The 11,112-nt window shown below is 69.9% G+C and carries 11 protein-coding genes; 4 read left to right on the forward strand and 7 right to left on the reverse strand.

Annotated features, from left to right (window positions below; translation table 11 throughout):
* Window positions 1-106 precede the first annotated feature (106 nt).
* Together ACE3TL_RS15020 and mutS are read right to left on the reverse strand one after the other, a co-directional pair.
* Window positions 107-694, reverse strand: coding sequence for an HAD-IA family hydrolase (locus ACE3TL_RS15020; protein WP_374579484.1), 588 nt, complete (start codon window positions 692-694; stop codon window positions 107-109).
* Complete coding sequence (gene mutS / locus ACE3TL_RS15025) at window positions 691-3,375, reverse strand: DNA mismatch repair protein MutS (protein WP_374579485.1); 2,685 nt, start codon at window positions 3,373-3,375, stop codon at window positions 691-693. Before mutS ends, ACE3TL_RS15020 begins: the two co-directional genes overlap by 4 nt.
* Before the next feature lie 115 nt (window positions 3,376-3,490).
* On the opposite strand from mutS, the gene ACE3TL_RS15030 reads away from it, so the two are divergent.
* The gene (locus ACE3TL_RS15030; RefSeq protein ID WP_374579486.1) at window positions 3,491-4,015 is read left to right on the forward strand and encodes an N-acetyltransferase family protein; all 525 of its coding nucleotides are present in this window, start codon (window positions 3,491-3,493) and stop codon (window positions 4,013-4,015) included.
* Here the strand turns inward: ACE3TL_RS15030 and ACE3TL_RS15035 are convergent.
* From ACE3TL_RS15035 to ACE3TL_RS15050, 4 genes are all read right to left on the reverse strand, one after another.
* Window positions 4,012-4,596: a TetR/AcrR family transcriptional regulator gene (locus ACE3TL_RS15035; RefSeq protein ID WP_374579487.1), complete on the reverse strand. Its 585-nt coding sequence runs from the start codon at window positions 4,594-4,596 to the stop codon at window positions 4,012-4,014. The two genes, ACE3TL_RS15030 and ACE3TL_RS15035, sit on opposite strands and share 4 nt — an antisense overlap.
* A 17-nt stretch (window positions 4,597-4,613) precedes the next feature.
* Window positions 4,614-5,765: a molecular chaperone DnaJ gene (gene dnaJ / locus ACE3TL_RS15040; RefSeq protein ID WP_374579488.1), complete on the reverse strand. Its 1,152-nt coding sequence runs from the start codon at window positions 5,763-5,765 to the stop codon at window positions 4,614-4,616.
* 165 nt (window positions 5,766-5,930) lie between these two features.
* Window positions 5,931-7,895 carry a molecular chaperone DnaK gene (gene dnaK, locus ACE3TL_RS15045; RefSeq protein ID WP_374579489.1) on the reverse strand — a complete coding sequence of 655 codons (1,965 nt, stop codon included), beginning with the start codon at window positions 7,893-7,895 and terminating at the stop codon, window positions 5,931-5,933.
* A 117-nt stretch (window positions 7,896-8,012) separates the two neighbouring features.
* Window positions 8,013-8,495, reverse strand: coding sequence for a hypothetical protein (locus tag ACE3TL_RS15050; protein WP_374579490.1), 483 nt, complete (start codon window positions 8,493-8,495; stop codon window positions 8,013-8,015).
* 50 nt (window positions 8,496-8,545) lie between these two features.
* Between ACE3TL_RS15050 and ACE3TL_RS15055 the strand changes: the two genes are divergently transcribed.
* On the forward strand, window positions 8,546-9,160 hold the full coding sequence (locus ACE3TL_RS15055) for an alpha-ketoglutarate-dependent dioxygenase AlkB (protein WP_374579491.1): 615 nt from the start codon (window positions 8,546-8,548) through the stop codon (window positions 9,158-9,160).
* Between the two features lie 31 nt (window positions 9,161-9,191).
* Window positions 9,192-10,097 (forward strand): dienelactone hydrolase family protein, encoded by a 906-nt coding sequence (locus tag ACE3TL_RS15060; RefSeq protein ID WP_374579492.1) that lies wholly within the window; start codon window positions 9,192-9,194, stop codon window positions 10,095-10,097.
* Window positions 10,098-10,110: 13 nt separating this feature from the next.
* Here the strand turns inward: ACE3TL_RS15060 and ACE3TL_RS15065 are convergent, their stop codons facing one another.
* The gene (locus tag ACE3TL_RS15065) at window positions 10,111-10,500 is read right to left on the reverse strand and encodes a hypothetical protein (protein WP_374579493.1); all 390 of its coding nucleotides are present in this window, start codon (window positions 10,498-10,500) and stop codon (window positions 10,111-10,113) included.
* Between the two features lie 156 nt (window positions 10,501-10,656).
* On the opposite strand from ACE3TL_RS15065, the gene ACE3TL_RS15070 reads away from it, so the two are divergent.
* Window positions 10,657-11,112: DNA translocase FtsK 4TM domain-containing protein (locus tag ACE3TL_RS15070; RefSeq protein WP_374579494.1), on the forward strand; the 456-nt coding region annotated here is incomplete at its 3' end.

The following is an 11,112-nucleotide window of genomic DNA, read 5'->3' on the forward strand; positions in this document are numbered from 1 at the left end:
GGCGCTCTCGCAGATCCATCGAATAGGGTCGAACCATGCAGGCTGGCCTCCGCCCAGCCCACATCTTGAATCACGATCCGCCCAAAACCGGAATCCCGCGATTCAATCAAATCCAAGCACGATCTAGGCGGTCCTGGCCGGTCCAGACCGCGGCGTTCCATCCCCTCGCCCGGGCCGCTTCGACGTTGGCGGCCTTGTCGTCGATGAAGAAGATGTCGGCGGGGGCGTAGCCGGTGCGCGCCTCGATGGCGGCGTAGAACTCCGGCGCCGGCTTGGCGTGACCGAGGTCGGCGGCGTAGTGAATGGCGTCGAAGCGGTCCTTGAGCGCCATCGTCTCCCAGAGATAGGCCGCGCGCTCATGCTCCTGCACGGTGGCCAGGTGCACGGCGATCCCAGCCGCCCGCTGCTGGGCGAGCTGGTCCAGCAGGTCATGGTCGAGATGGGCGTCCTCGCGGAACCAGTAGGCGCAGAGCTCGTCGCAGGTGAGATGCGGCGCGATCTCTTCCAGCACCGGGGCGAGGCGTTCGCGCAGGGCCGCGCGGCCGTGGATCACGTCATCGAAATGCGGCGCGAAGAACGCCGCCTGCAGAGCCGCTTTCGACAGGCCAAGGTCGCGCTCCAGATGGGTCGCCCAGCCGCCCGGTTCGGGATGCACCACGACCACGCCGTCGACATCGACCATCAGCGCCTTCATGCCAGCTTGTCCTTCAGGCGATAGAGCGCGGCCATGGCTTCGCGCGGGCTCATGCTGTCGAGGTCGAGGGTCTTGAGTTCGGCCTCCACCTCGCTGGGGCCGAACCGCGTTTCCGGCTCGGCGACGTGGGCGGCGAACAGCGGCAGGTCCTCAAGGTGGGCCGGGGCGCCGGCCTCGCGCTCCAGCCGGTCGAGCACCTCGCGGGCGCGGACCACCACCGCCGGCGGCACGCCAGCCAGCTTGGCCACCTGCACGCCATAGGACCGGTCGGCCGGGCCGGGGCCCGCCTCGTGCAGGAAGATCAGGTCGCCGTTCCACTCCTTGGCCTTCAGGGAAAGGTTGGAAACGTGGGCGAGCCGGTCCTCCAGCACCGCAAGCTCGTGATAGTGGGTGGCGAACAGGCCGCGGCAACGGTTGGTCTCGTGCAGGGCCTCGGCGCAGGCCCAGGCGATGGCCAGGCCGTCATAGGTGGCGGTGCCGCGGCCGATCTCGTCCAGGATGACCAGCGAGCGCGGCGTCGCCTGGGTGAGGATCGCGGCGGTCTCGACCATCTCGGCCATGAAGGTCGAGCGGCCGCGGGCCAGGTCGTCCCCCGCCCCCACCCGGCTGAACAGGCGGTCGACCACGCCGATCCGTAGGGCCTTGGCCGGCACGTAGCAGCCCGCCTGGGCCAACACAGCCAGCAGGGCGTTCTGACGCAAGAAAGTCGACTTACCGGCCATGTTCGGACCGGTGACGATGGAGAGCCGGGCCGCCGTCGCGCCCGCCCCGTCCAGGCGGCAATCGTTGGGCGTATAGGGATCGCCCGCCCGCTTGACGGCGGCCTCCACCACCGGATGGCGGGCGGCCTGGGCCTCGAACACGGTCGAGCGGTCCACCACCGGGCGGGCGGCGCCCACGTCGTCGGCCCATTCGGCGAGGCCCGCGGCGACGTCCAGCCGCGCCGCACCCTCGGCCGCGGCCTGGATCGCAGGCGCGATGCGGATCGCCGCCTCGCGCCAGGCCTCGAAGGTGGCGACCTCCATGGCCAGGGCGCGCTCGGCCGCCTGGGCGATGCGCGCGTCCAGCTCGGCCAGTTCGACCGTGGTGAAGCGGACTTGGTTGGCCAGGGTCTGGCGGTGGATGAAGGTGGTGTTCAGCGGCGCGGCCATCAGCGGCTCGGCCGCCTTGGCGCTGGCCTCGACGAAATAGCCGAGCACGGCGTTATGGCGGATCTTCAGGGCCACGCCGCTCTCGGCCGCCAGGCGCGCTTCGAGTTGCAGGATCACCTTGCGGCTGTCGTCGCGCAGGGCCCTGGCCTCGTCCAGCTCCACGCGGACGCCGGGCGCGACGAAGCCGCCGTCGCGGGCCTGGGCCGGCAGATCCTGACCCATCCCGTCGGCCAGCATGCGGCGGAACTCGGCAAGGTCGGGATTGGCGCTCGGATGCAGTGCGCCGAGCGCGCCGGCGATTTCGGGCGGAGGCGGCGGATCGAGCGGCTCGGGATGACCGAACAGGGCCGAGATCGCCTCCCCGCCGGCCAGGCCATCCCGCAGGCAGCCGAGGTCGCGCGGACCGCCGCGGCCCAGCGCCAGGCGCGACAGGGCGCGGGCCATGTCGCCCATGCCGCGCAGCTTCTCCCTCAGCTTCTCGCGCAGGGGCCGGCGCTCGCAGAACCAGTCGATGGCGTCCAGCCGCGCGTCGATGGCGGCCGGATCGAGCAGCGGGCGGGCCAGTCGGGCGGCCAGCAGCCGCGCGCCCGGGGCGGTGATCGTGCGGTCGATGGCGCCCAGCAGCGAACCGTCGCGCGAGCCGGAGGTCGACTTCTCGATCTCCAAGCTGGCGCGGGTGGCCGGGTCGATGGCCATGACGTCGGCCTCGCCCGCGCGGCGCGGGGCGGTCAGCGCCGGCAGCTTGCCGGCCTGGGTGGTCTCCAGGTGGGCGGCGATGAGGCCGAGGGCCGAGACCTCCGCCCCCGTCAGCTCGCCGAAGCCGTCCAGGGTCTCGACGCCATAGAGGCGCTTCAGCCGCGCCTCGGCCGCAGAGGGTTCGGAGAGGGCCGAGGGCATCGGCTGGATCAGGCCGCCCGCCGCCTTGAAGGTCGCCGACAGCGTCTCGTCGGCGAACAGCCGGTCGGGGACCAGGGTCTCGGAGGGGCCGAGCGCGGCGAGCGCCGAGGCGAGGCTGTCGCGCGAGAGCGCCATGCATTCGACCTCGCCAGTCGACAGCTCGACGCTGGCCACGGCGGCCGCGCCCGCACGCACGGCGACGGCGGCCAGGCGGTTGGCGCCGCGGGCGTCCAAAAGGCCGTCCTCGGTCAGGGTGCCGGGCGTGACGACGCGCACCACATCGCGGCGGACCACCGACTTGGAGCCGCGCTTCTTGGCCTCGGCCGGGTCCTCCATCTGCTCGCAGAGCGCGACCTTGAAGCCCGAGCGCACCAGCTTGGCGAGATAGGCCTCAGCCGCATGTACGGGCACGCCGCACATCGGAATCGGCGCGCCGCCGTGGTTGCCGCGCGCGGTCAGGGTGATGCTGAGGGCCGCGGCGGCCTTCTCGGCGTCCTCGAAGAACAGCTCGTAGAAATCGCCCATGCGGAAGAACACCAGCGCGTCAGGCTGGCGGGCCTTGGCCTCGAAGAACTGGGCCATGACCGGGGTGGCGCCGGTCGGGTCGGGTATGGCGGAGGTCGGGGCGTTCATGGGTCTGCGGAAGCTAAAGGCGCCCGCGCGATCCGTCAGCCCCAAAGGCCGGCCTTGCACCTCTTGAACGCGGGCCCTCGGGCGCCAAGCTGTGGTCAAGTCAGGAGACTGCAGCGTGCCGCACGTCATCTTCCCCGCCGGTCCAGGCGACGCCGAGGCGCTGGCCCAGGTTCACGTCGCCAGTTGGCGCGAGACCTATCCGGGGCTGTTGCCGGACTCCTATCTGCGGCGCATGTCGGTTCCGGTCCATGCGCGGCGGTTCCGCACAGCGTTGCAGACGCCGGGGCCGCTGGATGCGACCCTCGTCGCCGCGGACCGGGGCGGCCTCGTCGGCTACGCCCAGGGCGGCCCTTCGCGCGACCGGCGGTCCGGGGAAGCCGAGGTGATGACCCTCTATGTGCTGCGCGCCGCCCAGGGCCAGGGAATCGGCCGCGAGCTGATGATCGCCACGGCGCGGGTGATGGCGGCCTATGGCACGCGCTCGCTGATGCTCTCGGTGCTGCGCGACAACATTCCGGCGCGCGAGTTCTACGAACGGCTGGGCGGACTGGCCGAGGCGCCGCGGCGCGAGCCGGGACCGGGCGGCGTCACCCACGAGGTCCGCTATCGCTGGCCGGACATCACCACTTTGATCGGTTAGCCGCCGAACTCGGCGACGATGGCGTGAACCATGCGCAGCACGACGTTCTGGGCGTCGTCGGCCGACAGGTGCTGGTCTTCGCGCAGACGGCGCCAGACATCGAAGCTGAGCGTCAGGTCGAGCGCCTCCACGAACCCGGCCGAGGCCGGCAGCACGCCTTGCAGATGGCCGAGCAGCAGTTCGCGCTGACGCCGCACGAAGGTCTGATGGGCCGCGGTCAGGGATGGCGACTGGGCGCGATGGGCGTCGGCGAAGGCCTTGGGCCGCGCCAGCTTCTCGAACACGATACGGCGGCGAGCGACGAGCTGGTCGAGCCGCTCGAGCAAGGTTCCATGGACCGGCTCGGCGTAGATCGGCGCCAAACGCTCGTCCATCACCTCCTGCAAGCCCTGGCGCAGGCCGTCGACATCGTTGAACAGCCGGAAGACCGTGCGCACCCCGACCCCGGCGCGCAGGGCGACCGCTTCGGCCGAGGGCTGGATCTCGCCGTCTTCGATCAGGTCGACCATCGCCTTGAGGATGCGGGCGCGGCTGGCCACGGCCCGGGCCCGGCGGCCGTCGGTCTTTTCGGGACTCTCCACAGGCGCGCTCATCGCATTCAGCCGCCGGTGACGTCTTCCCAGAACTGCTTGGCCTTGCCGATGAAGCTCGCGGATTTGGGATGCTGCTGCTCGCCGCAGATCTCGGCGAACTCGCGCATCAGTTCCTTCTGGCGGGCGGTCAGCTTGGTCGGGGTCTCGACGAACAGTTCGACCACCAGGTCGCCGCGCTCGCGCGAGCGCAGGGACGGCATGCCCTTGCCTTTCAGGCGCACGGTGCGGCCGGTCTGGGAGCCCTCCGGCACCTTGACCTCCATGCGGCAATTGCCGTCGCAGTTCTCGCCGCCCATCAGGCAGGGGGCCTCGATCTCGCCGCCCAGGGCCGCGACCGCCATCGGCACCGGCACGGTGCAGAGCAGGTCCAGGCCGTCGCGGTCGAAGAGTTCGTGCGGCCGCACCGAAAGGAAGATGTAGAGGTCGCCGCGCGGGCCGCCGCGCGCGCCGGCGTCGCCCTCGCCGGCCAGGCGAATGCGAGCGGCGTCGTCGACGCCGGCGGGGATGCGGACCTGCAGGGTGCGCTCCTTGCGCACCTGGCCGTGGCCGTGACAGTCGGCGCAGGGATCGAGCACCAGCCGCCCGGAGCCGCCGCAGCGCGGGCAGGCCCGCTCGATCGAGAAGAAGCCCTGGCTGGCGCGCACGCGCCCGGCGCCGCCGCAACCGCCGCAGACCGTGGGGCTGGTGCCCGGCTTGGCGCCCGAGCCGTCGCAGGTTTCGCAGGTGATGGAGGCCGGCACGCTGATCTCGACCTCGGAGCCGGCATAGGCCTGCTCCAGCGTGATCTCCAGGTCGTAGCGCAGGTCCTGGCCGCGGGCCGGGCCCGAGCGCTGGCGGCCGCGGCCGCCGAACATGTCGCCGAAGACGTCTCCGAACACCTCGTTGAAGATGTCGCCGACATCGTGGAACTGAGGCCCGCCCCCGCCGCCGCCCGCGCCGTTGACCCCGGCATGGCCGAAGCGGTCATAGGCCGCGCGCTTCTGCGGATCGGAGAGGATCGAATAGGCCTCGTTGATCTCTTTGAACCGCCCGGCCGCATCCTCGCAACCGCCGTTGCGGTCGGGGTGATGCTGCATGGCGAGCTTGCGGAACGCAGATTTCAGCGCAGCTTCGTCCACGCCCCGGTCCACGCCGAGGATCTCGTAATAATCCCGCATGTTATGTCAGAGGTTCAAATTCGATCTGAGAATTGAGGTGGGATGATCCCCGCCCGACTGCAAGGCTTTTCGCATAACAGGTCGGACGGAGATTTCCCTTAACGTCGCCGGGCCCCGCGGCGATCTTCGCGCAGGATGTGCGGAGAACCGCCACGGGAGGCGTCGTCACGCCGACTTCTTGTCGTCGTCGGCGACTTCTTCGAACTCGGCGTCGACCACGTCGTCGCTCGAGCCTTCGGCCGAAGGCTGCTCTTCCGAACCGCCTTGCTGGGCCGCGTACATGGCCTCGCCCAGCTTCATCGAAGCCTGGATGAGGGTCTGGGTCTTGGCCGCGATAACCTCGGCGTCATTGCCCTCCAGCGCCGACTTGGCGTCGGCCAGGGCCGCCTCGATGGCTTCCTTGTCCGCGCCCGAGATCTTGTCGCCATGTTCGGCGAGCGCCTTCTCGGTCGAGTGGATCACCGCCTCGCCCTGGTTCTTGGCTTCGACGGCGGCCTTGCGCTTCTCGTCCTCGGCCTTGTTGGCCTCGGCCTCCTGGACCATCTTCTCGATGTCGTTGTCCGACAGGCCGCCATTGGCCTGGATGCGGATCGACTGCTCCTTGGCCGTGGCCTTGTCGCGCGCCGACACGTTGACGATGCCGTTGGCGTCGATGTCGAAGGTGACCTCGACCTGCGGCACGCCGCGCGGCGCCGGCGGGATGCCGACCAGATCGAACTGACCCAGCAGCTTGTTGTCCTGGGCCATCGGGCGTTCGCCCTGGAACACGCGGATCGTCACGGCCGACTGGTTGTCGTCGGCGGTCGAGAAGGTCTGCGAGCGCTTGGTCGGGATGGTGGTGTTGCGCTCGATCAGCGGCGTGAACACCCCGCCCAGGGTTTCGATGCCCAGGGTCAGCGGGGTCACGTCGAGCAGCAGCACGTCCTTGACGTCGCCTTGCAGCACGCCGGCCTGGACCGCCGCGCCGAGGGCGACGACTTCGTCCGGGTTCACGCCCTTGTGCGGTTCGCGGCCGAAGAACTCCTTCACGGTCTCGACGACCTTGGGCATGCGGGTCATGCCGCCGACCAGGATCACCTCGTCGATGTCGGACTTCTTCAGGCCGGCGTCCTTCAGCGCCTGCTCGCAGGGGCCGACCGTGCGGGCGACCAGATCCTCGACCAGGGCTTCCAGTTTGGCGCGCGAAAGCTTGATATTGAGGTGCAGCGGGCCCGAGGCGTTCATCGAGATGAAGGGCAGATTGACCTCGTATTGGGTGACCGAGGACAGCTCCTTCTTCGCCTTCTCGCCTTCTTCCTTCAGGCGCTGCAAGGCCAGCTTGTCGTTGCGCAGGTCGACGCCGGTTTCCTTCTTGAACTCGTCGGCGAGGTACTCGACGATGCGCATGTCGAAGTCTTCACCGCCGAGGAAGGTGTCGCCGTTGGTCGCCTTCACCTCGAACACGCCGTCGCCGATCTCCAGGATCGAGACGTCGAAGGTGCCGCCGCCAAGGTCGTAGACGGCGATCTTCTTGCCGTCGTTCTTCTCGAGGCCATAGGCGAGCGCCGCCGCCGTCGGTTCGTTGATGATGCGCAGAACTTCCAGGCCGGCGATCTTGCCGGCGTCCTTGGTCGCCTGGCGCTGGGCGTCGTTGAAGTAGGCCGGGACGGTGATGACCGCCTTCTCGACCTTTTCGCCGAGATGCTGCTCGGCCGCTTCCTTCATCTTCTGCAGGATGAAGGCCGAGATCTGCTGGGGCGAATAGTCCTTGCCGTGGGCCTTCACCCAGGCGTCGCCGGTCGGACCCTTGACGATCTCGTAGGGCACCATGTGCTTGTCCTTCTCGACCATCGGGTCGGAGAAGTTGCGGCCGATGAGGCGCTTGATCGCAAAAAGGGTGTTGGCCGGGTTGGTCACGGCCTGGCGCTTGGCCGGCTGGCCGACGAGGCGCTCGCCGTCGTCGAGGATGGCGACGACGGACGGAGTGGTGCGAACGCCTTCCGCATTCTCGATCACTTTCGGCGCCTTGCCGTCCATGATCGCCACGCACGAGTTGGTCGTGCCCAGGTCGATGCCGATGATCTTGCTCATATCGAGTCTTGCTCGCTCCTGATTGGCGGACGCCGGTTTTAGGGCCTTCGTATGAAGCACCCCGTTTCTTCTCGGCTTCCCCGGTTCGATTAAGGGCTCGGCCGGTTAACCCATGGGGCAACCAGCGTCGAGTCGCGATATGGGATGACATGCGTCCCCTGCAAGAGCGCAATGCCCCTATATCTCGCGGGGTCTTGCACCGAGGGGCTGCGGCCAGGCCGCCAGAATCTTCGCATAGGCCTGACTGGAAAACGGCGCAGCGCCGCCGCCCGCGGCCAGGTAGGCGTGCTGCACCACCATCGCCTGCTGTTCGATGTTCAAGGCGTCGAACGGCCGGCCGTCGGTCAGGTCGTAGGCATAGGCGCTGTAGCCGTCGCCGGCCTTAAGCTTCGCAAAAGGCAGGAAGATTCCATGCTGCGCCTGCCAGACGTGCACCAGCTCGTGCACCAGCACCGAGCGGAGCCAAAGGAGCGCCTGGGAAAAATCCGCCAGGGCCGAGGCGGCCGGCCAGACCACCAGGCCGCCGTTCGGAACGAAGGGCCGGGGCCAGACCGGCAGGGCGAGCAGCCGCACGCGCCCGCTCTCCAGCCCCGGCCCGAACACCTCGGCGCAGAGCGCGCGTTCGCCTGCGGTGAGCCGTCGCAGGGAAAGCGGCGGCATGCGCGGATCTGGAGCGGCGGAGGCGGCCATGGCGGCCTATATGAATATCCATGAGCCTTTCCACGACCAGCGGATTTCGCCTGCTGCCCGGGCGGCTGTCGCGCGAGCAGCAGCAGGCGCTGCTGGACGAGGTGCTGGCCAAGACGAAAGACGCGCCGTTCGTCCACCAGACGACGCCCGGCGGCAAGCCGATGAGCGTGGCCATGACCAGCTTCGGCGACCTTGGCTGGACCAGCGACGCCAAGGGCTATCGCTATGAGCCGGCGCACCCGGCCACCGGGCGGGCCTGGCCGGCGATGCCCGCCATCCTGATCGAGCTCTGGGCCGAACTCGCCGATCCGGAGGTTCCGCCCGACGCCTGCCTGATCAACTTTTATAACGCGGACGCGAAGATGGGCCTGCACCAGGACAAGGACGAGGCCGACCTGCGATTTCCGGTGCTGTCGGTTTCGCTGGGCGACACCGCGCTCTTCCGGCTGGGCGGGCCGCGTCGGGGCGATCCCACCGCCTCGATGAAGCTGACCTCGGGCGATGTCTGCCTGCTGGCCGGCGCGTCGCGGATGTTCCACCACGGGGTCGACCGCATTCTGCCCGGCTCGTCGCAACTGATCCCGGGCGGCGGGCGCATCAACCTGACCTTGCGGAGGGCGGCGCCTTCGAGTTGAGATGGGCGCCAGACTGCTGGGAGGCCCCGCCGTGCTCAACCTCACCCGCCCCGAAGGCTCTCGCCCGGAGGATTTCCACCTGTCGCGCCGCGGCCTCGCAGCCGCCCTGGCCGGCGGCTACGCCCTGACGGCCTTCTCCGCCGAGGCCGCGCCGATCTCCACCGACACGGCGGGCCTGGTCGCCGAGACCGTCGAGGTCTGGACGCCCGACCGCTCGATCCCGGCCTATGTGGCCCGGCCCAAGGCGCGCGGGCGCTTCCCGGTCGTGGTGGTGATCTCCGAAGTGTTCGGGGTGCACGAATACATCCGCGACATCTGCCGGCGGCTGGCCAAGCTCGGCTATGTGGCCATCGCCGCCGATTTCTTCGTTCGCGCGGGCGATCCTTCCACGGTGACGGACTTCGCCGAAGTCCGCCGGCTGGTCTCGGAATCCTCCGAGGCTGAGGTGCTGAGCGACCTTTCCTCCACCCTCGCCTTCATCAAGGCCCAGCCCTACGCCGATCCAGGCAAGATCGCCGTCACCGGCTTCTGCTGGGGCGGAGCGGTGACCTGGCAGGCGGCCGCAAGGTTCCCGGACGTGAAGGCGGCGGTCGCCTGGTACGGCCGGCTGGCCGCGCCCGAGCCGGGCGAGTTCCTCGGCGAGGCCGACCGCACCTGGCCGATCCAGTTCGCCGGCCAGTTGAAGGCGCCGGTGCTCGGCCTCTACGCCGGAAAGGACCAGGGCATCCCGCTGAGCGACGTCGAGGCCATGAAGGCGGCCCTGGCGGCGGCGGGCCAGGCGCGCTCGTCGCTGGTGGTCTATCCCGACAGCCAGCACGGCTTCCACGCCGACTACCGCGCCAGCTACGACGAGGCGGCCGCCAAAGACGGCTGGGCGCGCATGCTGACCCACTTCGCCGCCAACGGCGTGAAGCCCAAGGCCTTCAAGGCCTCGTAAGGCTGCGAGGACTTCAGTAAGGCGGCTGTTCCGCGGGCGGGGTCAGGCCGTCGATCAGGTCGCCGACGCGATCCTCGTCGGCCGGCGGCGGGGCGGGCGTCTTGAGCGCGGGCGCGGGCTTCACCAGGGGCTCGGGCGGCTTTTCGACCGGGGCGGCGGCCTCCTCGGTCTTTTCTTCCGGCTTTTCCTCGGGCTTCGGCTCTTCCTGCGGCGGCAGTTCCGACGGCGTCAGGACCAGATCGTCCAGCGGACGCGCCTCGCTGGCCTGCAAGGCCGCACCGCCGCCCGGCGCCTCGCCCGGCAGTCGCGCGCGCTCGGGCGCGCCGCGCAGGCCCAGCACGAAGCCGCCGACGGCGCACAGGGCGAGAATGACGGCGACGACCCGCAGGACGCTTCGAGGCATGGTCCACATGGCCGCGAACCTAGATGGGGTTTCGAAAAACGAAAACGGGATTTTCTCATCCTGGAGACCAACCGGGGGCCGCCGCGGCCAGGCTTGGTAAACGCCCCTTAACCCTCCGCGCGCCAGAAAGGGCGTCTCTGCCACAGGGGATGGACCATGGCGCGGGCGGCGCGGAAAACCGGCATCGAGCTAGGCCTGCATATTGCGGGGCTCGCCTGGGGACACCCGGCGACGGCGCGGCTGCGCGGCGGGATCATCGCCGCCGTGGGCCTGGCGCTGATCGTCGCGCTCGCCACCTACAACGCGGCCGATCCGAGCCTGAACGCCGCCTCGGCCCTGGCGCCGAGCAACGCCCTCGGCGCGCCCGGCGCCACCGCAGCCGACGCCGGCATGCAGTCGCTGGGCCTGGCCGCCGGGGTCGCGGCCCTGTTGATGGTGGTGTTCGGCCTCGGCCGAGTGACGACGCCCCAGCCCGACGAGACCCGCGCCAAGGTGCGCCTGCGCGCGGCGATCGGAACCCTCGGCGTGCTGGCCCTGGCCGGCCTGCTGGCCGCCCCGCCGGCCCCGGCGGCCTGGCCGCTGGCCAAGGGGCTGGGCGGCTTCTGGGGCGAC

The organism is Phenylobacterium sp. (genome assembly GCF_041920015.1).
GTDB lineage: Bacteria > Pseudomonadota > Alphaproteobacteria > Caulobacterales > Caulobacteraceae > Phenylobacterium.